Here is a 22,154-nt window from a genome sequence, read left to right on the forward strand (position 1 = left end):
TGGAAATGGTGATGGCCTAACGGCCTTTGCTCTTGACTATCTGCATATCCCGCAGCGCCAGCGCCAATTCCTCCGCCTGCCAGACCTGGATCCCCTGTGCAGTCGCGTAAGGCTGGGCCTGCTCGCTGAGCGGGGCCAGGGCGATGTACAGCGCCTCGTCGGCCGTGCGGGCCTCGCGCGCCGCCTGCAGCGCGCGCAGGCTTTCCACGCCCGTGCGCGCCGATTTCCAGCGGCGCGCGCTGACCAGGGTGCGTCGTCCCTGGCGCTCCAGCTCGAAATCGAAGTCCTCCGTCTTGCCGCGTTGCACCGTGTGGCCCTCGCGCACGAATGCCTGCTCCAGCAGATTGGCGAAGGCGGGCCAGCTCAGGGCGGCGATGGCGTCTTGGATTTGTGCCACGCGTTCGGGGCTGGGCCGCCCCCATTGGCGGATCGCCGCCATGATGGCGATCACGAAGAAAGGCAGGCCTGACAGCGCGCCCACCACGCGGACCTCGTCGGGCAGCAGGGCCACGCTGACCAGTGTCAGCAGCAGGCCGATCAACAGGCTGATCCACCAGCGCGAGCGCAGCAGGATCGCGAACAGCGAGTTCTTCGCCATCTTTAGCTTCAAGAGGGACTCCGTGTTTTTTGCGGGAGCGAGAGCGTAGCGCATCCACTAACGCCCACTCGAATTTCCCTAGCCCAGCACCACCCCTTGCCCCATGCGCGCCACGCTCGCGGTCCAGCCCAGTTCCCGCTCGATGCGCTGGCGCAGCTGGTCGGCCGCCTCGGGTTCGCCGTGGGTCAGGAAGACCTGCTTGGGCCGCTGGGGCGCGCTGCCCATCCAGCGCAGCAGTTGCGGCGCGTCGGCATGGGCTGACATGCCGGGCAGGCTGGTGACTTCGGCGTTCAGGGGCACCTCCTGCCCGAAGATGCGGATGCTCTTCTCGCCCGCAGCGATGCGCGCGCCGCGGGTGCCGCCGGCCTGGTAGCCGGCCAGCACGAGGGTGTTGCGATGGTCCGGTGCCAGGCGCTTGAGGTGGTGCAGCACCCGGCCTCCCGTGGCCATGCCGCTGGCCGAGATGATGACGCAGGGGTAACGCACCTCGTTGAGCGCGCGGGATTCGTCCGTGGTGCGCACCATCCGCGCAACGCGGAACATGCGCTGGCTGTCCTCCGGGCTCAGCCGGTGCAAATGGTGGTGGCGCTGGTAGATGCCCGTCATGTCGATGGCCATGGGGCTGTCCAGGAAGACGGGCAGATCGGGGATGGCTTGGCGGGCCTTGAGCCGCGCGATCAGCACCAGCAGGGCCTGCGCGCGTCCGACCGCGAAGGCCGGGATCACCACGCTGCCGCCCCGGCTGGCCGTGCGCTGGATGATGTCGCCCAGCAGAGCCTGGTTGTCCACGGTCGGGTGCACGCGGTCGCCGTAGGTGGACTCGACCACCATGCAGTCCACCGCTCCGGGCGGTGTGGGCGGCTGCATGATCAGATCGTCTTCGCGACCCAGGTCACCCGAGAACAGGAGCTTGGTGCGGCCGTCCGAGAAGGTCGCATGGGCCGCGCCGAGGATGTGCCCTGCGGGCGCGAGGGTGACGTGCAGGCCGGGCAGCACTTCCTCCCTCACGCCAAAGTCCAGCGGCCGCAGGTAACGCAGGCTGTGCCGCGCGTCCTCTTCGGTGTACAGCGCCAGGGCCGGGTGGTGCTTGCTGCTGCCGTGCCGATTGGCGTAGGCCGCGTCCTCTTCCTGCAAATGGCAGCTGTCGGGCAGCAGCAGATGGCAGAGCTCGATGGTGGCGGGGGTGGCGTGGATGGGGCCGCGAAAGCCGCGCCGCAGCAGCAGGGGCAGGGCACCGGAATGGTCCAAGTGCGCATGGGTCAGCACCACCGCGTCCAGCTTCTCGGGGTCGAAGGGGAAGTCCTCCCAGTTCAATTCGCGCAGGTTCTTGTAGCCCTGGAACAGGCCGCAATCGATCAGCAAGCGCCGCCCCTCGTGTTCCAACAGATAACGCGAGCCGGTCACGGTGCCGGCGGCGCCCAGGAAAGTGAGTTTCATTTGTTCCGCGCGGTGACCGCGTGTGTGTGCATCGGACAAGCCGAGTCGATCATAGGAGGTCTCGGTGGTCACGGCCGTCTTTCCGGGCCTGATCAAGCACTGTTGCCTGCTTCTGCGTGCCGAGCGTGCAGCCTCAAGCTGCCCGGCGTGGCGCCCTGCACGCGCTTGAACGCCCGCGCAAACGCCACGTCGGACTGGTAGCCGGTACGCGCCGCCACCTCGGCCATGTTCAAGCCCTGAGACAGCCACGCCTGCGCCAGGTTCATGCGCCAACGGGTGAGGTACTCCATGGCGGGCACGCCCACAAGTGCCGTGAAGCGCTGGGCAAAGGCCGAGCGCGACATGCTCGATGCCTGCGCCAGCGAGGCCACGCTCCAGTCCCGGGAGGGGTCCCTGTGGATCATCGCCATGGCCCGACCTATGCGCTTGTCTTTCAAAGCCCCCAACCAGCCGGACTGCGCGGTGGCGTCGTGCTGCACCCAATGCCGGATCGCCTGAATCACCAGAATGTCGGCCAGCCGCGTGATCACCGCTTCACCACCGGCCCGCATCTGCCGAGCTTCATCCGCCATCAGGCGCAGCAGGGAAGGCAACCAGTCGTCAGGCGTGAGCCCGGCGGCCTCAATGCAGATCACCGGCGGTAAGGAGGAAAGCAGCTGAGGCGCGACAGGGTGATCCAGCTGCACCGCAGCGCACACCATCTGGGTCGCTTCCCCTCCGCCGCCGCTGCGAAGAATTTCGAAACGGTCGCTCACCAGCTCCCGGGGCAGCTCAAACAGATCGGGCGTGGCCGTCTGCGGATCGCTTTGAATGCTGTGGCCCAGACCATGCGGCACCAGCGCGAAATCACCGGCCTGCAGCCAGCGCCCGCCCGCCTCGCCGCTGTCGGTGCTCAGCCAGCAGCGGCCCCGCGTCACCAGGTGGATCAGCAGGCAGCCCGGCATGGCTGGCAGGTGCGCACCCCAGGGCGCCGTGAGCGCCGACTGGCAATAGAACACGCCGCTCATGCGCAGTTGGTGCAAGGCCTCGCCCAGGGGGTCGCAGAAGCGGTCAAGGGTGTCGGGTGTCATGCGGCGACTGTGCTGCAAACCTGCCATTTGTCCAAGTGTTATGGACGAATGATCATGAAACCCGCTGTTTTGAACGTTGTTTTGCAGCCCTTGCGCCAGCAAACTGGGCGTCTCATTTGATCCTTTTGGAGATTCCCATGAAAGTCCTCGTCATCGGCGCCACCGGCGGATCCGGCCTCGCTGTCACCCGCAGTCTGCTCGCCAAGGGGGCGCAGGTCACCGCCTTTGCCCGCCATCCTGATGCACTGCCGCCTCTCCATGGCCCGTTGAGCAAAGTGGCCGGCGACGCCACGCGTTTTGAAGACATTGACCGTGTCATGGCGGGCCACGACGCCGTGGTGGTGGCCCTGGGCATACGCGAAAACCCTTTGCGCGTGCGCCTGCTGGGCAGCGCCCATACCGCCATGGACGTGCGCTCACGTGGCACACGCCATGTGATCGAGGCCATGCACCGCCACGGCGTGCGCCGCCTCGTGGTGCAGACCAGCTACGGCGTGGGTGCGACGGAGGGCCGACTGCCGTTCATGATCAAGCTGGTGTTTGCCTTGATGCTGCGCCCTCAGATCCGCGACACCGGGCGGCAGGAGGACGCCGTGCGCGACAGCGGGCTGGACTGGGTGCTGGTGCAACCCGTGAACCTCACCGACGACGCTGTGTCGGAGCCCGCATTCGCTTCCTCCCAAGGTGACTACCAGAGCATGAAGGTGTCGCGCCAGCAAGTGGGCGAATTTCTGGCGGATGCGGCGCTGAACGACCAGTACGTGGGGGCATCGGTGGCGCTTTCCTCCCATGCGCCAGAACGCAACACCACCGCGGATCGTTCGGCGCGCGGTCGCCCGCAGGCGCGCTGAGCGCTTGCTTCGTTTGCAGCGCCAACCGCTCAAGCATCCGGTCCACCGGCGTGCCGTCAGCCAGAACCCCCATGTCGCAGCAAAACACGTGGGGCCGTCAAGAAAATACGCGGTGTTCTCTGCCACACTCAGTGCTGCCCTTGCCGCGCGTCTTCAGGCGCGCAGGCACCCAGCAAACGCATACCGAACCCAAGACTCCATGAGCTTCACCGTCGCCGACAACCTCGACATGTCTACCCCGGCCGCCAAGCGTGCGGCCTACGACACCCTGAACGCCCAACTCCAGAGCCTGCTGGAAGGCGAGCGGGACCGCATCGCCAACCTGGCGCAGTTTTCCGCCCTGCTTTACCAGGCCCTGCCTGCCTTGAACTGGGCGGGCTTTTACCTGGCCCAGGGCGAGACCCTGGTGCTCGGCCCCTTCCAGGGCAAGGTGGCCTGCGTGCGCATTCCCTTCGGCCGGGGCGTGTGCGGCACCTGCGCCGCCAGCGGGCAAGTTCAGATCGTGCCGGACGTGGAGGCCTTCCCTGGCCACATCGCCTGCGACAGCGCTTCACGCTCCGAGCTGGTGCTGCCGCTGCGCGCCGGGGATCAGTTCCTTGGCGTGCTCGACTTGGACAGCCCCGAACTGGCCCGCTTCGATGAGATCGACGCCCAGGGCCTCACGCGCATGGTGGCCACGCTGGTGGCGGGCACGGACTGGACGCGATAACTCAGTACCCTAGCGTCAGAACCCGAATCCGTTCGCGCTGGATTTGACGAGCGTTGCGCAATCAGCTCGCTGCGGTTTGACCCGCACCCGCACCCGCACGTCGGCTGGCCCACAGGCTGACACCCAGCCCCATCAAGACCAGCCCCAAGCCAAAGACATGCAGATGGGCCAGCAGCCCCTGAGCGATCAGGCTGCCGCCCAGCGCCGCGCCCAGGGCCTGCCCGGCATAGATGGCTGACGAGTTGAGCGCGATCGTGGCCGAGGCCAGCGCGGGCGCCAGCTGCACCAAGCGCGCTTGCTGCGCTGAATTGCACGCGAAGCCACACAAGGCCCAAGGCAGTGCGATCAGCGCATGCAGCCAGAAAGAGGGCGCACCGAAAGCGCGACTCAACGGCCACAGCGCCAGGCTGAGTGCAATGCCCGTCAACGTGATGGCGACGGCGCGCGAAGGTCCCACGCGGTCGATGTGGCGCGACAAGAGCATGTTGCCCGCCAGCCCGAACACGCCGAACCAGAGCAGCAGCAGTGCCAGCGCGGTCGCGCCCATGCCCATCATTTGCTCGTGGTACGGCGCGAAGTAGGCGAACAGCGTCATCTGGCTGAAGGAATAGAACAGCGTCACGGCCACCACGCCCATCAGCGCCGGAGAACGCAGGGTCTGTGCCCAGCCCTGGCGTGAGATCGCGGGCGGGCGCACCCCATTCGGCAGCACACGCCACACCCAGACCGCGCCCACCAAGGCCAGCAGCGCCACCAGCCCGAAGGCCCAGCGCCAACCCAGGGCGCCACCGATCCAGGCCGACAGCGGCATGCCCAGCACCGAGGCCAGGGACCAGCCGAGGAAGATGGTGGTGATGGCGCGTCCGCGCTGCGACGGGGGCACCAGCAGCCCCACGCTGGCCGCCGCCTGGGGCGTGAAGATGCCGGGCGGCATCATGGCCAGGGCGCGCAGCACCAAGAGCCAGCCGTAGCTGGGCGCGCAGGCGCTGGCCGCCATGAAGACGCCGTACCAGAGCAAGGAGAGCGCCAGCAGCCGGCGGCGGTCCCAGCCCGCCACCAAGCCTGCGGCCAGGGGCGCGCCCACGCCGATCAAGACGCCGCCCACCGTGATCAACAGCCCCGTCTGGGGAATGGACACCTCCAACGAGGCGCTGATGTCGTTGAGCGTGCCGGGCACCACCATCACGCCCGCGCCGATCACGAAGTTGCCGAACAGCAGGGCGCGCAGCGCCGCTGCGGCGGAGGGCGCCGAGCTGGCGTGGGAGGGGGAAGGGCTGGATTCGGTCATGGCAAGGGTGGGCAGTATGAGGCTTTCAGTCTGAGTCTGTGCGGGCGAGTGGGGGCCGGTGGGGGCCTGTGCGGGCAGAGGGTCGTGCGTGTTGCCTCGGCCGCCGCAGGGCTTGCGTGGGCAGCGATGGGGCTTCAGCCCGAATGGCCATCAAACGCCATGCGAAACACCGTGCCCGGCCCAGTGGGCAGGGGGCTGCGCAGGCTGAGCTGCGCGCCGTGCTGCTTGGCGATTTCGCGCGCAATGGCCAAGCCCAGGCCGCTGCCCCGCACCTCGGCGGGCGCGGCGCGGTAGAAGCGCTCGAACACATGGGCTTGGTGTTCGGGGGCGATGCCCGGCCCGCTGTCTTCCACCTCGACCCAGCCTGGCCCCACGCGCACCGTGACACGGGTGCCGGGCGGTGCATGGTGCAAGGCGTTGTCCAGCAGATTGCCCAGGGCTTCTTGCAGCAGCGCGGCCGAGCCCTGCACGGTGCAAGCCACCACCAACGCCTCGAAACCGAGGTCATCACCGCGTTGCAGGGCGCGCGGCAAGAAGTCTTGTGTGACCTGCTGCGCCAGTGCCACCAGGTCCACCGGCTGGTGCGATTGCATCTCGGGCGCATGCTCGGCGCGCGTCATCGCCAGCAGCTGTTCGGTCAGACGCACTGCATCGTCCGTGGTCTTGCGCGCGGCGCTCAGCAGCGCGGCACGGTCCGAAGTGGTGTCGCGTTCAGCCAGCGTCAGCTGGGTCTTCAACACCGTGAGTGGCGTGCGCAGCTGGTGCGCGGCGTTGTCGAGGAAGCGCTTGCGAATGTCGATCAGCCGTCCCAGCCGAGTCAGGTACGTGTTGAGCGTTTGCACCAAGGGGTGCAGTTCCCGCGGCAGGCCGGGGGGCTCGATGGGGGCGAGGTCATCGTCCGCGCGCTGCGCCAGCCGTTGGCGGAAGCTCTCCAGAGGCCGGATGCCGCGCTGCACGCCCACCACCACCAGCAGCGCCGCGGCCAGCAGCAGCAGTGCTTGCTGGCTCAGCGTGTCGCGCAGGATGTGCCGCACCATCTGTTGCCGAGTCTCCAGCGTCTCCGCCACGCTGATCTTGACGATGAGGGCCTGCCCACTTTCGTCCTCCAGCACATGGGTGAGGTGAGCCAGGCGCACGGGCAGTCCGCGAAATTGAATGTCGTCGAACTGCACCAGGGCGTGGTAGTGCACCTGCATCGGTACGGCGCCCGTGGGGCCCGGCAGATCGTCCTGCCCGGCCAGCCAATGGCCCTGGGCGTCCGCGATGCGGTAGTACAAGCGCGAGCCGGTGTGGTTCTCCAGCAGGTAACCGGCCGCGCGTTGCGCTTGCAGCTGCAGGCCACCCTGGCGCCAGGACAGTTCCTCGGCCAGCGCGCGGCTGGCCAGGTAGAGCGCCCGGTCGTAGGCCTCGTTGCTGGCGTCGACCGCGTTGCCGTAACTGACCCAGGCGTTGAGCGCGCTCAGGCCCACCAGCGGCAGCAAGATCCAGCCCAGCAGGCGGGCGCGCAGCGAGGCGGTCCCGTTCATGCGGCGCGCTTGGCGTCCTTGAGCGTCAGCAGGTAGCCCAGGCCGCGGATGGTGCTGACCGTGGGGGCCGGGGGGTCTGGGGGTCGGGACGCGGTGTCGAGCTTCTTGCGCAGACGGTGAATCAAGACTTCCACCGCTTCGAGTTCGGCGGCCTCGTCGCTGAACACGGCTCGGTGCAGGGCTTCCTTGCCGACGGCGCGGCCTGGATGTTCCAACAGCACGCGCAGAGCCGCCGTTTCGCGCGGGGTCAGGGCCAGCACCTGTTGGTTGAGCGTGACTTGGCCCGACTCGCGCTCCAACTCCAAGGGGCCCAGGCGCAGTCGCGCCGATTTGATGCGCCCGGGTCGGCGCAGCAGGGCGTGCAGCCGCGCTTCCAGTTCGCTGAGGTCAAAGGGCTTGGGCAGGTAGTCGTCCGCGCCGAGGTTCAAGCCCAGCACGCGGTCGGGGACGCTGGCGCGCGCAGTCAAGATCATCACGGGCACGGCGTTGCCGCTTTCGCGCAGTTCCTGCAGTACCGACAGGCCGTCTCGGCCCGGCAGGTTGAGGTCCAGCAGCACGGCATCGAAGGCGTCGCCATCGCGCAACAAGGCCAGGGCCTCGTCGCCATCCCGCGCGAATGCCACCTCCGCGCCGCTTTGGCGCAGGGCCGTGCCCAGCCACAGCGCCAGATCAGGGGTGTCTTCGACGAGGAGGAGGCGGGATGTCAGGGTATGCACCGGGGGGTTCTGACAGGTGTTTGAAAGCCTGGACTTGGCCAGAGGTTCAGAATCCCGGGCCTGCGGGCAGGGTCCTGCAAAGCTTTTTTGATTCTTACACAGGAGACGACGATGCAATCGAAGCGACGTGAATTCCTCGGCCTGGGTCTGGCCGCCGGTGCCGGCCTGGCCTTGCCCGTTTGGGCCCAGGGCAAGCCCCTGTTCGAGAACCTCAATATGTTCGTGCCGGCCGCGCCGGGCGGCGGCTGGGACGGCACGGCGCGCGCCATCGAGCGCGCCGCCAAGGCCGCGGGCCTGGTGGGCAACATGCCCTTCGAAAACGTCGCTGGCGCGGGCGGCATGGTGGGCCTGCCGCGCTACGTGAACCAGCGCAAAGGCAAGGGCGACAACCTGATGGTGGGCGGCTCCGTCATGGTGGGCGCGGCCATTGCCAACAAGAGCCCGGTCACGATGAAGAACGTCACGCCCATCGCGCGATTGACGGAAGAAGCCGGTGTGGTGGCCGTGCCCGCCAGCGGCTCGATCAAGACCTGGAAGGAGCTGGAAGCCGCGCTCAAGGCCAATCCCCGTGCCGTGCCGGTGGCGGGTGGCAGCGCGGGCGGCACGGACCATGTGCTGCTTGGGCTCATCATCCAAGCCCTGGGTCGTAACCCGCGCGAGGCGGCCTATGTGGCGTTCTCCGGCGGGGGCCAAGCCAACGCCGCGCTGCTGGGCGGGCAGGTGGTGGCGGGCATTTCTGGCTACTCCGAATTCGAGGAACACATCAACGGCGGACGACTGATCCCGCTGGCCGTCTCGGGTAACAAGCGCATCCCCGGCGTGAACCTGCCGACCCTGAGCGAGTTGGGCGTGCCCGTGACGGCGGCCAACTGGCGCGGCGTGTTCGCGCCCCCGGCCATCAGCAACGAGCAGCGTGACGCCCTGGTGACCTTCATGACGCGCTTGCACGCTTCCGAGGCCTGGAAGAAGGAACTCGAAACCCGCAAGTGGACGGACGTTTTCCTGACCGCGCCTGCCTTCGACAAGCAACTGGCCGAAGACATCCGCGCCACCGAGGCCGTGATGAAGGACCTGGGGCTGGCCTGATGTCCGCGTCCACCGCCACCCCCACGCGCAACAGCGCCAAGCGGCGTGCACGCTTCACGCCCTTCCTCCTGGCGGTCTTGCTGGGCGGTTTGGCCGCCGCCGCCGCCTGGCAAGTCACTGTCATACCCGAGTCCATGATCCAGATGGCCGTTGGCCCCGTGTTGGTGCCTGGGATGGTGGTGGCCATGCTGGCCGTGCTGGCCCTGGCCTACGGCTGGAGTGCCTGGCGCGGCCGCCAAGTGGACGACAGCCAGATCGAGGACCACGAGCCCTTGCCCGGCGCGGACCGGCGTTTGATGTTCTTGCTGGGGGGCGGTGTGCTCTTCATGGCCCTGGTGCAAGCGCTGGGCTTCATCATCCCCGCCGCCCTGTGCGGCATGGGCGTGGCGCGCGCCTTCGATGCGCCCGTCATCGGGCGTTCCGCCTGGCGCTCGGCCCTGATCTGTCTGGGCATCGCCGCCTTTTTCTGGTTCGTGCTGGCCTATTTGCTGGGCGTGGGCTTGGGCCCGGCATTCAGCTGGCCCGGGACGAACTTGGCCGCCGACGCCGTCGCGGCCTGATTTTTCGGAGCAAGCATGCAAGGATTCGAGGCCCTGCTGGCCGGGTTTGCCAGCGCGCTGCAGCCCACGACCCTGCTTTGGGGTTTCGCGGGTTGTTTTCTAGGCACGCTGGTGGGCGTGCTGCCGGGCATCAGCCCGGCGCTGACCATCGCGCTGCTGCTGCCGCTGACCTACCAGGTGCCAGCGACCAGCATGTTCGTGATGTTCGCGGGCATCTACTACGGGGCGGCCTATGGGGGCTCGACCACCTCCATCTTGCTCAACACACCGGGTGAATCGGGTTCGGTGGTGACGGCACTGGAAGGCAACAAGATGGCGCGGCGCGGACGCGCGGGCCAGGCGCTGGCGACTGCCGCCATCGGCAGTTTCGTGGCGGGCACCATCGGCACGCTCGCGCTGACCTTCTTCGCGCCCTGGGTGGTGAAGGCCGCCTTGGCCTTTGGCCCGGCGGAATACTTCAGCCTGATGGTGTTGTCGCTGGTCGCGGTGTCGGCCGTGCTGGGCAGCTCCGTGCTGCGTGGGTTGATCAGTCTCTTTCTCGGTTTGCTGGCGGGCTTGGTGGGCATCGACTTGCAGACCGGTCAGCCGCGTTTCACCTTCGGTCGCGCCGAGCTGCTGGACGGACTGGAAGTCACCGTGGTGGTGGTGGGTCTGTTCGCTGTCGGCGAGGCCTTGTACCTGGCCTGGCAAGGGCGTGAGTCGCGCAATGCCGAGGTGATGAAGCTCAGCGGCAGCCTGCGTCTGAGTCGACAGGATTGGGGACGTTCTTGGAAGGCCTGGCTGCGCGGCGCGTTCTACGGTTTCCCCATCGGGGCGATGCCGGCCGGTGGCGCCGAGCTGCCGACCATGCTGTCGTACTACACGGAGCGCAAGCTCAGCAAGCACCCGGAGGAGTTCGGCAAGGGCGCCATCGAAGGCGTCGCCGGGCCCGAGGCCGCCAACAACGCGGCGGCGGCGGGTGTGCTGATGCCGCTGCTGACCCTGGGCATCCCAACCTCGGCCACGGCGGCCATCATGCTGTCGGCCTTCGAGGGCTACGGCATCCAGCCCGGCCCGCAGCTCTTCACGCAGCAGGGCGCCCTGGTGTGGACGCTGATCGCCAGCCTGTACATCGGCAACGTGATCCTGCTCGTCCTCAACCTGCCACTGGTGGGCTTGTGGGTCAAGCTGCTCAAGATCCCGCCACCCTGGCTCTACGCGGGCATCATCATCGTGTCCATCGCGGGCGTCTACGGGGCCAGCAACTCGGTGTTCAACGTCGGCTTGTTGTTCGTCTTCGGCCTCATCGGCTTCGTGATGCGGCGTTTTGACTTCCCCGCTGCGCCGCTGATCGTTGGGTTGATCCTCGCGCCCATGGCCGAGCAGTCCATGCGGCAGGCGCTGATCATCAGCCAAGGCGATTGGTTCACCTTCTTCACGCGCCCGTTGTCGGGCACGCTGATGGCCGTGGCCCTGGTGCTGCTGTTCGCGCCGCCGCTGTGGCGCCTGGCCCGGCGCCGCATGAGCGCTTGATCAGGACCGGAACGTTCGGGCCTTCAGAGCAGCTTGAGCGATTCCGGGATCAGCCACAACAGCGCTGCCGTCATCGTCACATAGCGCAGGAATTTGCCCACCGCCATGTAGGCCACGCAGGGCCAGAAGGGCAGCTTGAGCCAGCCCGCCACCGCGCACAGCGGGTCACCCACGACCGGCAACCAAGACAGCAAGCAGGCTTTGGGCCCCAGGCGTTCCAGCCAGCCCAAAGCACGCAGGTGCGCGGGAGATTTCGCGCTCGCCTGGGCGCGCAGGTCCTCGCCATCATGATGGCGCAGCCGGTCCACGGCGCGGTGGGTGCCGTAGCCCAGCCACCAATTCAGTGCGCCGCCGAGGGTGTTGCCCGCCGTGGCCACGAACATCGCGGGCCAGAACAAGTCGGGGTTCAGGTGCAGCAGGCCCACTACCGCCGGTTCGGAACCCATGGGCAACAGGGTGGCGGAAATGAAGGCGATCACGAACAGCGTGCTGAGGCCGAACTCCGGCAGTGCCAGCCAACCCAGCATTTGCTGCAGCGCCATATTGAATTGCTCCATCATGGGGCGCAGTATAGAAAGCACGTAAGCGCCAGTAAGGGAAAGCGAGATCAACGAAGGTCTTGAGACGGCTTGCGGGCGCGATTCCAACTGCTGAAAATTTGAGCAGCTAGAATCCGCCCCTTTCGTCTTCGCCCTCTCCGGCCCCTTTTTCCTCTTCCCGCATGAACCCCGGCCTCGTTTCCGGCGTGCGCATCGGCGCGCACCTGCTGCCGAACAACGTGTTCGCCGCGCCTATGGCGGGCGTGACGGACCGGCCTTTCCGCAAGCTGTGCAAGGCTTTGGGCGCGGGCTACGCGGTGAGCGAGATGGTGACGTCGCGCAAGGAGCTGTGGAACAGCCTCAAGACCAGCCGCCGCGCCGACCACAGCGGCGAACCTGGGCCCATCGCGGTGCAGATCGCCGGCACGGACGCCGCCATGATGGCCGAGGCGGCGGTCTACAACATCGAGCGCGGCGCGCAGATCATCGACATCAACATGGGCTGCCCGGCCAAGAAGGTCTGCAACAAATGGGCGGGCTCGGCGCTGATGCAGGACGAAGCGCTGGCATTGGAGATCGCCGAGGCCGTGGTCGCCGCCTGCGAGCCACATGCGGTTCCCGTCACGCTCAAGATGCGCACGGGCTGGTGCCAGTCGAACAAGAACGCGGTCACGCTGGCCCGTGCCTTTGAAGGCGCGGGCATTCGCATGCTGACCGTGCACGGCCGCACGCGCGAGCAAGGTTATGGCGGTGAGGCTGAGTACGACACGATTGCCGCCGTCAAGGCCGCCGTGCAGGTGCCCGTCGTGGCCAATGGCGACATCACCTCGCCCGAAAAGGCGCGTGCCGTGCTGGTCCACACGGGCGCCGACGCGGTGATGATCGGCCGCGCGGCCCAGGGGCGCCCCTGGATCTTCCGCGAGGTCGCGCATTACCTGTCCACGGGTGAGCACCTCGCGCCGCCCTTGGTCGCCGAAGTCAAACGCCTGTTGCTGGACCACTTGCAGGAGCACTACCTGCTCTACGGTGACGACCGCTGGAGCGCGAGCCTGGCCGCGGGCCCCGAAACGCTCTCGGCCGCGTCGACCGCGAGCACGGGCGTGCAACCGGGAACGAACACAGGCGTTCGAAGCGCGCGCAAGCACATCGGCTGGTACGTGCGCGGGCTGCCGGGCGGCGAGGCTTTCCGGGCCCACATGAATGGCCTGGAAGACAGCCGTGCCCAATGGCAGGCCGTGTCGGATTATTTTGATGAGCTGGGCGCGGTGATGGACCGATTGCCAGCGGCGGATGCCGTGTTGCCTGGACCCGTGGAGGTCGACGCGTCCGTGTGAGTCCGTGAAGCGGGGATGCGCGCGGGAAGGAATGCGCGAGTCAGAACGCAAGTGCCAAGAACAATGAGCCCAAAACAATGAGCAAGAAGCAGATCGAAGAATGCGTGCGCAACAGCATGGAGAGCTATTTCAAGGACCTGCGTGGCGCCGAGCCCGACGGCATGTACGAGATGCTGGTGCGCGTGGTCGAGAAACCGCTGTTGGAGGTGGTGATGGCGCACGCCGAGAACAACCAGTCCCGCGCCGCCGAATGGCTGGGCCTGAACCGCAACACCCTGCGCAAGAAGCTGGTCGAGCACAAATTGCTCAAATGATTTTCAGAACCGAACGATAGACACCATGCAAGCACTGCTTTCCGTTTCCGACAAGACCGGCATCCTCGAATTCGCCAAAGAACTGAACGCGCTCGGCGTCAAGCTGCTGTCCACCGGTGGCACAGCCAAGCTCCTCGCCGACGCTGGTCTGCCCGTGACCGAAGTGGCCGAGCACACCGGCTTTCCTGAGATGCTGGACGGGCGCGTCAAGACCCTGCATCCGAAAATCCACGGCGGTTTGCTGGCACGCGCGGACCTGCCCGAGCACGTGGCCGCCATGCAAAAGCATGGCATCACGCGCATCGACATCCTGGCCGTCAACCTCTACCCCTTCGAGGCCACCGTCGCTAAGCCCGGCTGCACGCTGGAAGACGCCATCGAGAACATCGACATTGGCGGCCCGGCCATGGTGCGCAGCGCCGCCAAGAACTGGAAGGATGTGGCGGTGCTGACCGACGCCTCGCAGTACGCGGGCGTGCTCGCTGAATTGAAAAGCGGTGGCATCACCCACAAGACCAAATTCGCCCTGAGCGTGGCCGCCTACAACCGCATCGCCAACTACGACGCGGCCATCAGCAACTACCTGTCTTCCGTCATTCTTGGCGAGGGCGGCGAGCCCGCCGCGCCCGCCGAATACGCGGGCCAGGCCAACAGCAACTTCGTCAAGCTGCAGGACCTGCGCTACGGCGAGAACCCGCACCAGACCGCCGCCTTCTACCGCGACCTGTACCCCGCGCCGGGCTCCTTGGTCACTGCCAAGCAGTTGCAGGGCAAGGAGTTGAGCTACAACAACATCGCCGACGCCGACGCGGCCTGGGAATGCGTGAAGACCTTTGATGCGCCTGCCTGCGTCATCGTCAAGCACGCCAACCCCTGCGGTGTGGCGGTCGGCCAGGACGCCTTGGAGGCCTACGGCAAGGCCTTCAAGACCGACCCGACCAGCGCTTTCGGCGGCATCCTCGCCTTCAACCGCACCGTGGACGGCGCGGTGGCGCAAGCGATCACCGTGGCCAACAAGCACTTCGTCGAGGTGCTGATGGCGCCGGGCTACACGCCCGAGGCGCTGGAGATCTTCAAGAGCAAGGTCAATGTGCGCGTGCTCGCCATTTCACTCGATGGCGTGAAGCGCGACGGCAAGACCGCCTGGGAGCGTGGCCTCAACAGCCACGACGTCAAGCGCGTCGGTTCGGGTCTGCTGATCCAGACCGCGGACAACCATGAACTCCAGCGTGACGACCTCAAGGTCGTCACGAAACTCGCGCCGACCGCGCAGCAGCTCGACGATCTGCTCTTCGCCTGGAAGGTGGCAAAGTTCGTCAAGAGCAACGCCATCGTCTTCTGCAGCGGTGGCATGACCATGGGTGTCGGCGCGGGCCAGATGAGCCGCCTGGACAGCGCCCGCATCGCCAGCATCAAGGCCGAGCACGCAGGGCTGAGCCTCCAAGGCACGGCCGTGGCCAGCGATGCCTTCTTCCCCTTCCGCGACGGCCTGGATGTGGTGGCCGAGGCGGGTGCGACCTGCGTCATCCAGCCGGGTGGCAGCATGCGTGACCAGGAAGTCATCGATGCGGCGAACGAGCGCGGCATCGCCATGGTGTTTTCGGGCGTGCGGCATTTCCGGCATTGAAATGCGTGGCAGCCCTGAGCCACACATATAAATGAAAATATATGTGGATTGGAGGTGTCTGCCATGTCCCAAATCACGCTCTACCTGGATGATGCAACCCAGGCGCTGGTCGAGCAGGCCGCGCAGGCCAATGGCGTGTCCAAAAGCCGCTGGGTGGCGGAACTGATATGCAAGCATGCCGCGCACGAGTGGCCGCAGGACTGCATTGCGCTGGCCGGGCGGTTCGCGGATTTCCCTCTGCGTGAAGACTTGCCACCGCTGCCTGCCGATACCCAGCGCATGGGTTTCTGACGGTGCTCGTTCTCGACACGAACACCATCAGCTACGACTTTCGGGGTGACCCGAAAGTCGTGCCGCGCCTGCAGGCCGTGGCCCCTTCCGATGTGGGGGTGCCTGCGGTGGTGGAGTACGAGTTGCGTGATGGCTTGATGCGTTTGCCGCAGGAAGTGGCAGAACCGCGCCTTGCTGCCTTGGCTCAACTGCTGCGTCCCCTGCAGAAGCTGCCGTTTGACAGTGAGTGCGCCACTGAGGCCGCACGTCTGCGTACCACGCTAGAAGCGGCGGGCACGCCCATCGGTCCCATGGACCTCTTGATCGCCGCGACGGCCTTACGCCATCAAGCCACGCTGGTCACCCGCAGAACGCGGGAGTTTTCGCGGGTGGCGGGGCTGCAGTGGGTGGATTGGCATCGAGAGTGAGTTGCCGCTGTTGCACCAGCAGCGGTGGCTCTTAGCCTTGATGTCCCACCATGCTTCACGCCAATGTCTTGAATACTTCTTCCGCTGCATTCACCGTCGCCTGGATGTCTGCCTCGCTGTGCGCCGCGCTCACAAACCCCGCCTCATACAACGCGGGCGCGATGTAAACGCCGCGATCCAGCAGCCCGTGGAACAGCGCGTTGAATTTGGCGCCCTCGGTCTTCATGACCTGGGCGTAGTTCTGAGGCAATTGAGGCAGCAGGAAGAAACCAAACATGCCGCCTTCGCAGTCGCCCACAAACGGCACGCCCGCCTGGTTCGCGGCAGCTTGCAGGCCATCAACCAGAACACGCGTTTTCTTGGCTAGCGCCTCGTAGAAGCCGGGCTGGGCAATTTCCTTGAGCGTGGCCAAGCCGCAGGCCGTGGCGACGGGGTTGCCGCTGAGCGTGCCCGCCTGGTAGACGGGGCCAAGTGGGGCCATCTGTTCCATGATGGCGCGCGGGCCGCCGAAGGCCGCTAGCGGCATGCCGCCGCCGATGACTTTGCCCAGCACCGTGAGATCGGGTTGGAAGCCGGGGATGGCTTTCGCATAGACGCTTTGCGCGCTGCCCAGCGCGACGCGGAAACCCGTCATCACTTCATCGAGGATGAGCAGCGCGCCGTGCTGGGTGCAAAGTTCGCGGCAGCGCTTCATGAAGGGCACGGAGGCGCGCACGAAGTTCATGTTGCCTGCGATGGGCTCGATCATGACGCAGGCGATGTCCTTGCCATGCAGGGCGAAGGCTTCCTCGATCTGCTGAACGTTGTTGTATTCGAGTACCAGGGTGTGCTGCACCACTTCCGGCGGCACGCCGGCGCTGGTGGGGTGGCCGAAGGTGGCGAGGCCCGAACCCGCCTTGACCAACAGCGAATCGGCGTGGCCGTGGTAGCAGCCCTCGAACTTGATGATCTTGGGACGGTTGGTGGCGCCGCGCGCGAGGCGGATGGCGCTCATGCCCGCCTCGGTGCCGCTGCTGACCAAGCGCAGCATCTCCATCGACGGAACATGCTTGAGGATTTCCTCGGCCAGTTCGATTTCACGCTCGGTCGGGGCGCCGAACGAAAAGCCGTCCATGGCGGCCTTCTGCACGGCCTCCAGCACGGCGGGGTGGCCGTGGCCCAGGATCATCGGCCCCCAAGAACCGATGTAATCGATGTACTGCTTGCCGTCCGCGTCCCACATGTAGGCGCCGTGGGCGCGCGCGATGAAGCGTGGCGTGCCCCCCACGGCACGGAAGGCCCGCACGGGCGAGTTGACCCCGCCGGGGATGACGCGCTTGGCGCGTTCGAACAGGACGGGGTTGAGGCTGGCGGTAGAGGTGGGGCTGGACATGGTGACTTGCGGAGACGGAAACTGAAACTGAAACTGAAACGAGAGTGACTGCGGAGACAGACGCGATGCGGGTACGGGATGCGTGGAAGCACCCCAGGGGGTCAATGCCGGGTGCTGTGGGGGGGAAGGTCCAGCGCATCGACAGGACGTTCTTCGTCATCCACGCCGATCTCGCTGACGTCGACGTCGCCTTGCGCCCAGAACATGCGCTCGGGGATGACCATGCCCATGCCGGGTCGAAAGCCTGCATCCAGGGCCTGGTCCAAGTAGGCCAGGGCCTCGGTGAAGGCTTCATCCAGGTCGTTGCCCGAAGCCAGCAGGGCGGTCAACGCCGCGCTCAGCGTGTCGCCCGCTCCGGTGAAGGCGGCCTCGAAACGTTCGAACTTCAGGCTGCCCAGCACGCTCTCGGGCGAGGCCAGCACGTTGTCGATTTGTTGCTCGGCCGGGTTGGACGGGTCGATCACCGGAATGCCCGTCACAAGGACGTAGGCCGAGCCGTGCTCGCCCGCGGCGCGAGCGATGTCACGCGCGCTCGGGGGCTTGTCGTTCTCCCAGTCCGGTAGCAGCCAGCGCGACAGCGTGCTGTGGTTGCCCACGAGGATCGTGGTCTGCGGCAAGAGCAGTTCGGCGAAGGCGTCTTGATACAGATCAATCTGCACTTCGTTCCACCACGATAGATTGGGCATGTAGGCGATCAGGGGCGTCTCGGCGTAGTCGCTCGCGATTTCGGCGATGGTGCTCAGGTTCTCGGGCGTGCCCGCGAACCCGACCTTGATCGTTTGCACTTGCACGTCCTCCAGCAGCGCGCGCGCCTGTTCGGCCACGGCCTCCTCGTCGAGGGGAAAGTGGTCAAAAGTCGTCGCCGTGTCGCGTGCGTAAGCGCCCGTCAGCACGGGCAGCGCATGCGCGCCCACCGAGGCCATGGCGGTGATGTCGGCTGAAATGCCGCCAGCACCGCTGGGGTCATTGGCGTTGAACACCAACACGCAAGGTGGCTGCTGTTCGCCCAATTCCTGGTCTTGCGCGCGGGTGTCTGTTTCGGGGATTTGCATGGCTGACCTGTGAAGTTCATCAGGCAGAATAGTGCGTGAAGGTTGCGGCTGTTGCGCTTACCTTGGCGGGTAAGCTGGAACAGATCAGCGGCTCTCGCGCGTTTCGATTCAATTCTATAGAGAGAAAGTTGCAAGCTGTGAGTGACAACAACAAAACCTGGATGTGCCTGATCTGCGGCTGGATGTACGACGAAGCCCAAGGTGATCCCGAGCACGGCATTGCCCCGGGCACCGCCTGGGCCGACGTTCCCATGAACTGGACCTGTCCGGAATGCGGCGCGCGCAAGGAAGATTTCGAGATGGTGCAAATCTGATTCGCGCGACGGGCGGCGCAGCGGCGACAATCCGCGCCACGGGACTCCCTTGAGGCAGCCCGTTTCGCACGAGTCAGAAAGGACGTCCTTCCGCCATGTCGCCCATCCCCAGCGCCGTACTGCAGGAAGAACTGCGCGTCACGCTGGACGCGACGGGCCGGTCGCTGCGCAGGCTACTGCATGAGCGCGCGACAGGGGGCGTGGCAGGCACGGGCCTAGCCCCCGAGCTGGCCAGCCTGCCCGAGGTGCGTGATCGACTGCTGCGTTGCGCCACCGCCCTGGAGCCTTTCAGCGGCTCCGCCAAGTTGCTCTACGCCATGGCCTCGCTGGTGCAGAGCCATGCCGCCCACCCCCCATCCTTGAGCGAGGCCTCGGCCGCCGCGGTCGAACGCGCCAGCGATGCCGTGATCGAGCACCTGGCCGCGCTCGCGCGCGGCAAGCAAGTCTCGGCCGTGGCCCTGTTTCCCCAATACCGTGAGCTGCTGATGCTGCTCGGCGAGGAGCGCGTGCACCCCGCGGAGCTTTGGACACCCCCGACCTCGACGGTCCGCCCCGTGCCCCCGGTGGAGTTCCCCTTGGAGGGCGCCCCGGCGGACGCGCGTACTCCCTTGGCGGCTCCGCAGGCCTGGGCCTGGATCGACGGCACGCGGGCCGACAAGGCCGCGCGCGCGGCCCTCAAGGCCGAACCGTTGGCCTATGCGCCAGCGCTGCGTTCCCGCATGGACGTGGCTCTGCTGCAGATGGTCAAAGCCGGTGGTGGTGCCGCAGCCTTGCCCTTGCGTGACATCGCCCTGGGCCTGGCTGCGGGCGAGACCCCATTGCATCGGCGCGCCTTCTGGCAACTCGCGTCTGCTTACTTCGAGGCCTTGGCCTTGGAGCTGATCGCGGCCGATGTCTACGTCAAGCGCACGGCCAGCCGCGTCTTGTTGCAGTACAGCGCGTTTTCACGGCAACTGTCGGGCGCCGAGGTGGATGTGGCCGACGGTCTGGCGCAGGACCTGCTGTTTTTCTGTGCCCAGGCCGCGCCTCCCAACTTGCTCACGGCAGCGCAAGCCGCCCCCGTGTTGGCCACGGTGCGCCGCCTCTATGGCCTTGACGAGGCCCAACCCGTCAACTACGAAGCCCAGCGCTACGGACGTTTCGACCCCACCGCGCTGGCGCAGGCGCGTCAGCGCATCCGCGCGGCGCTCGAAGGCTGGGCTGACTTCAACACCGAGCCGGACCTGCTGTATCCCAACAGCATCCCGGACAGCCACCGCTTCGAGGCGTTGACGGCTCTCTTCAGCCAGCTGGGGGTGTCCCTGCTGACCTTGCAGCCTGAGCGGCGCGAACTCGTGCGCGCCTTGCTGCAAGCGGCCGACTACATTGCCCGTGCCGCGTCCTGGCGACCCTCCTTGTCCGGAGCACGGTTGGCCACCGAAGTGGATCTGGCGCTGTGCTTCCTGGACGCCGCCTACGAAGACCTGGATCCGGCGGAAGACATGCTCAAGCAGGAGCGGGGTGATCTGCTGGCCCTGCGCATCGACCGCGCTGTGGATGCGGCCGAAAGCGGCCTGGACGAACCGGCCGAGCCCTTCCAGCCTTGGATGGCGGAGTTGCTGGGCTTGCCCGCGCCCACCGAATCCGTGTTCCAGCCGCTGATCGAACTGGAGCACGAAGGCCATCCTTTCCGGGTCTCGGCGCCGCATCCTGCGTCCACCATGCCGTCGGTGCCGAGGCAGACCGAGCCTGCCTGGGCGCCCAAACCGCTCACGGTGCTGGAGTCGTTTGCGCAATCCGAGCCGCGTCTGGATGAGGAACCTGGCGCCACGGGGGATGAGGCCCACCACGATGGCCCTGAACATCATCAGGGTGACGGCGCTGTTGGCAGCCACAGCGAGTTGCCGCTCGACGAACCCTCCATGTCCACGGAACCCGTCGTCCAAGGCGAGGCCCCGCCTTCGCAATCCGTCGAGCCGCAGGGAAGGGACGGCGAACCGGGCGACGCCGCCCGGGACTTGGACATCGGGGAAACAGCTGCCCCGCCGCTGGACAGCTTGCCCGTGCTCACCCAGGCCGCAGACGACACGGCCAGACACGAAGCCTTCCTGACCACCGCGCGCCAAGCCGTCCACGAGGGCTTGGACGTCGTGGCGGGTCAATTGGCCGGCATGTTCGACACGACCCCCGAGGCGGCGTCGGTCCATGCTGCGGAGGGTGATGGTCCCCTGGCCGAGGTGTTCACGCAGTTGGCCGAGGCCGCCCTGCGTGAGCAGGCCGACGGCTTGAGCCAGGCGGGGGAACTGGCCGAGGCCGTTGAGGTCCTGCGGCCTTTCCTGTCCAGCGCAGAAGGAGCGGGTGCTCGTCCGGAGGTGCTTCATCTGGCCTTGGAGGCGCTGCATCAGATCGGCTTGTGGGTCGAGGATTTGGCCGCAGGACGCGAGCCGGAACCCTTGGCCGAGGCCCTGCGGCAAGCGGCCGCGGCCTTGAGTCTGCAAACCTCCTCGCCGACGGACACCTCCACCGATGCCGATGCCGATGAAGACGCGGACGCGGACTCTGGGGCGCGCACTGACCTGGAGGAACCCGCGCTGGATACTCCAGCACGGGTGTCACCGGCTGACGCCGCAGACCCCGTGATCGTGATGCCTGGCGCGGCGCCGGAGTCAGAGCCCCCGCCCTTCCGTCAAAACCGGTTCTTGGAACGGGAGGCGCAGTTCAAGCAGATCGGTCCCTTGCGTCTGCCGCTGGCGGACTACCAGGCTTTCGTGAGCGAGGCGGACGAGTGGTCGCGCCTGCTCAGCGCGGGGCTGAACGAGTGGGCACTGGACCTCGGCCATCAAGTCCGCCGGGCCTTGCCCGTCAACCTGCTCGCGCTGGCGCATGCCCTGGCGGGTAGCGCGACGGCGCTGGGCCTGGAAGCGATTGCCACGCTGGCGCGCACCTTGGAGCAGGCCATGATGCAGTCGCGCGGCGAGCGCGAATTGCAGGTGCCGACCAGCGAAGCAGCGCGCATCTTCCTGCTGGCGGCGGAGGACATCCGCTACCTCTTGCACCAGTTGGCTGCCGGAGAGCTGAAGATGCCCGAGCCCGGCTTGCTGGACGAGCTGGCCGCCGCCGCGGGCATCGAGGCGCCGGTCTTGCTCGCGCCTGCGTCACCCTCCGCGTTCGCGGCCGAGGAGACGGCCGACGCTCAGGCGCAGTCGGGCAGTCAGAGCCTGGTGTCGGACGAGCCGGATCTCTTCACGCCCGCCGCGCAGGACGGGGCCGCGCCGCGCACCCCCTCTCACAACGAATGGGGCTATGACACCTTGCCGGAGGCGGCCTATGGCACCGATCCTCCGGCACCCCGGACCCTGCGCCAGCGCCTGGAGGCGCGCGTGGACGAGGTGCATGGCGGCCTGCATGAGTTGGACCTCATGCTCGAGCGCCTGCGCACCTACCTCAAATCGGCCGGTTTGCCGCCCGAGGCGCTCAAGGAGATCGCCACCGTCCAGCGTCATTTGCAAGAGGCGCTGGGCGAGTTGGAGGACGATCTGCGCGAACTCGACGACGAGAGCGGCGCCTAGGGC

The 22,154-nt window shown here is 66.9% G+C and carries 21 protein-coding genes; 12 read left to right on the forward strand and 9 right to left on the reverse strand.

The features are described from left to right. Positions 1–16: 16 nt before the first annotated feature. The 3 genes from ACLBKS_RS00510 to ACLBKS_RS00520 all read right to left on the reverse strand — a co-directional run bounded on the left by ACLBKS_RS00510 (position 17) and on the right by ACLBKS_RS00520 (position 3,105). A complete protein-coding gene (locus ACLBKS_RS00510) occupies positions 17–598 on the reverse strand; it encodes a restriction endonuclease (RefSeq protein WP_410190843.1) in 582 nt (193 codons plus the stop codon). Between the two features lie 78 nt (positions 599–676). Further along, entirely contained in the window at positions 677–2,035 is a 1,359-nt protein-coding gene (locus ACLBKS_RS00515; RefSeq protein ID WP_410190844.1) for an MBL fold metallo-hydrolase, read from the reverse strand. A gap of 92 nt (positions 2,036–2,127) precedes the next feature. Then, positions 2,128–3,105, reverse strand: a complete 978-nt coding sequence (locus ACLBKS_RS00520; RefSeq protein WP_410190845.1) for an AraC family transcriptional regulator — start codon at positions 3,103–3,105, stop codon at positions 2,128–2,130. A gap of 137 nt (positions 3,106–3,242) precedes the next feature. Between ACLBKS_RS00520 and ACLBKS_RS00525 the strand changes: the two genes are divergently transcribed. Together ACLBKS_RS00525 and ACLBKS_RS00530 are read left to right on the forward strand one after the other, a co-directional pair. Further along, the gene (locus tag ACLBKS_RS00525; RefSeq protein ID WP_410190846.1) at positions 3,243–3,956 is read left to right on the forward strand and encodes an NAD(P)-dependent oxidoreductase; all 714 of its coding nucleotides are present in this window, start codon (positions 3,243–3,245) and stop codon (positions 3,954–3,956) included. Positions 3,957–4,155: 199 nt separating this feature from the next. Continuing rightward, the gene (locus ACLBKS_RS00530) at positions 4,156–4,665 is read left to right on the forward strand and encodes a GAF domain-containing protein (protein ID WP_410190847.1); all 510 of its coding nucleotides are present in this window, start codon (positions 4,156–4,158) and stop codon (positions 4,663–4,665) included. Between the two features lie 61 nt (positions 4,666–4,726). Here the strand turns inward: ACLBKS_RS00530 and ACLBKS_RS00535 are convergent, their stop codons facing one another. The 3 genes from ACLBKS_RS00535 to ACLBKS_RS00545 form a co-directional block, all read right to left on the reverse strand. Then, on the reverse strand, positions 4,727–5,953 hold the full coding sequence (locus ACLBKS_RS00535; RefSeq protein ID WP_410190848.1) for an MFS transporter: 1,227 nt from the start codon (positions 5,951–5,953) through the stop codon (positions 4,727–4,729). A 134-nt stretch (positions 5,954–6,087) separates the two neighbouring features. Beyond that, positions 6,088–7,479, reverse strand: a complete 1,392-nt coding sequence (locus ACLBKS_RS00540) for a sensor histidine kinase (RefSeq protein ID WP_410190849.1) — start codon at positions 7,477–7,479, stop codon at positions 6,088–6,090. After that, positions 7,476–8,195 carry a response regulator transcription factor gene (locus tag ACLBKS_RS00545; protein ID WP_410190850.1) on the reverse strand — a complete coding sequence of 240 codons (720 nt, stop codon included), beginning with the start codon at positions 8,193–8,195 and terminating at the stop codon, positions 7,476–7,478. Before ACLBKS_RS00545 ends, ACLBKS_RS00540 begins: the two co-directional genes overlap by 4 nt. Before the next feature lie 111 nt (positions 8,196–8,306). On the opposite strand from ACLBKS_RS00545, the gene ACLBKS_RS00550 reads away from it, so the two are divergent. Genes ACLBKS_RS00550 through ACLBKS_RS00560 form a run of 3 tightly spaced genes read left to right on the forward strand, consistent with a single transcriptional unit; the run spans position 8,307 to position 11,353 of the window. Next, positions 8,307–9,281: a Bug family tripartite tricarboxylate transporter substrate binding protein gene (locus ACLBKS_RS00550; protein ID WP_410190851.1), complete on the forward strand. Its 975-nt coding sequence runs from the start codon at positions 8,307–8,309 to the stop codon at positions 9,279–9,281. Then, positions 9,281–9,841, forward strand: coding sequence for a tripartite tricarboxylate transporter TctB family protein (locus tag ACLBKS_RS00555; RefSeq protein ID WP_410190852.1), 561 nt, complete (start codon positions 9,281–9,283; stop codon positions 9,839–9,841). Before ACLBKS_RS00550 ends, ACLBKS_RS00555 begins: the two co-directional genes overlap by 1 nt. A gap of 15 nt (positions 9,842–9,856) precedes the next feature. Continuing rightward, positions 9,857–11,353 (forward strand): tripartite tricarboxylate transporter permease, encoded by a 1,497-nt coding sequence (locus ACLBKS_RS00560; RefSeq protein WP_410190853.1) that lies wholly within the window; start codon positions 9,857–9,859, stop codon positions 11,351–11,353. Positions 11,354–11,376: 23 nt separating this feature from the next. Here ACLBKS_RS00560 and ACLBKS_RS00565 read toward each other — a convergent pair whose 3' ends face one another. Then, a complete protein-coding gene (locus ACLBKS_RS00565; protein WP_410190854.1) occupies positions 11,377–11,913 on the reverse strand; it encodes a YqaA family protein in 537 nt (178 codons plus the stop codon). Between the two features lie 161 nt (positions 11,914–12,074). On the opposite strand from ACLBKS_RS00565, the gene dusB reads away from it, so the two are divergent. The 5 genes from dusB to ACLBKS_RS00590 all read left to right on the forward strand — a co-directional run bounded on the left by dusB (position 12,075) and on the right by ACLBKS_RS00590 (position 15,865). Next, positions 12,075–13,226 carry a tRNA dihydrouridine synthase DusB gene (dusB, locus tag ACLBKS_RS00570; protein ID WP_410190855.1) on the forward strand — a complete coding sequence of 384 codons (1,152 nt, stop codon included), beginning with the start codon at positions 12,075–12,077 and terminating at the stop codon, positions 13,224–13,226. A gap of 77 nt (positions 13,227–13,303) precedes the next feature. Beyond that, positions 13,304–13,540 (forward strand): Fis family transcriptional regulator, encoded by a 237-nt coding sequence (locus ACLBKS_RS00575; protein ID WP_410190856.1) that lies wholly within the window; start codon positions 13,304–13,306, stop codon positions 13,538–13,540. Positions 13,541–13,565: 25 nt separating this feature from the next. Beyond that, positions 13,566–15,167, forward strand: coding sequence for a bifunctional phosphoribosylaminoimidazolecarboxamide formyltransferase/IMP cyclohydrolase (gene purH, locus ACLBKS_RS00580; RefSeq protein ID WP_410190857.1), 1,602 nt, complete (start codon positions 13,566–13,568; stop codon positions 15,165–15,167). Positions 15,168–15,230: 63 nt separating this feature from the next. Then, a complete protein-coding gene (locus ACLBKS_RS00585) occupies positions 15,231–15,458 on the forward strand; it encodes a CopG family transcriptional regulator (RefSeq protein WP_410190858.1) in 228 nt (75 codons plus the stop codon). Positions 15,459–15,460: 2 nt separating this feature from the next. Beyond that, positions 15,461–15,865 carry a type II toxin-antitoxin system VapC family toxin gene (locus tag ACLBKS_RS00590; RefSeq protein ID WP_410190859.1) on the forward strand — a complete coding sequence of 135 codons (405 nt, stop codon included), beginning with the start codon at positions 15,461–15,463 and terminating at the stop codon, positions 15,863–15,865. A 55-nt stretch (positions 15,866–15,920) separates the two neighbouring features. Here the strand turns inward: ACLBKS_RS00590 and hemL are convergent, their stop codons facing one another. Then, the gene (gene hemL / locus ACLBKS_RS00595) at positions 15,921–17,237 is read right to left on the reverse strand and encodes a glutamate-1-semialdehyde 2,1-aminomutase (protein ID WP_410190860.1); all 1,317 of its coding nucleotides are present in this window, start codon (positions 17,235–17,237) and stop codon (positions 15,921–15,923) included. 101 nt (positions 17,238–17,338) lie between these two features. Next, entirely contained in the window at positions 17,339–18,289 is a 951-nt protein-coding gene (locus tag ACLBKS_RS00600) for a hydroxymethylpyrimidine/phosphomethylpyrimidine kinase (RefSeq protein ID WP_410190861.1), read from the reverse strand. Positions 18,290–18,450: 161 nt separating this feature from the next. On the opposite strand from ACLBKS_RS00600, the gene ACLBKS_RS00605 reads away from it, so the two are divergent. Together ACLBKS_RS00605 and ACLBKS_RS00610 are read left to right on the forward strand one after the other, a co-directional pair. After that, positions 18,451–18,603: a rubredoxin gene (locus tag ACLBKS_RS00605; protein ID WP_006298126.1), complete on the forward strand. Its 153-nt coding sequence runs from the start codon at positions 18,451–18,453 to the stop codon at positions 18,601–18,603. A gap of 95 nt (positions 18,604–18,698) precedes the next feature. After that, positions 18,699–22,151 carry an Hpt domain-containing protein gene (locus tag ACLBKS_RS00610; protein ID WP_410190862.1) on the forward strand — a complete coding sequence of 1,151 codons (3,453 nt, stop codon included), beginning with the start codon at positions 18,699–18,701 and terminating at the stop codon, positions 22,149–22,151. Positions 22,152–22,154: the final 3 nt, after the last annotated feature.

This window comes from Hylemonella sp. W303a (genome assembly GCF_046452315.1).
GTDB lineage: Bacteria > Pseudomonadota > Gammaproteobacteria > Burkholderiales > Burkholderiaceae_C > Hylemonella.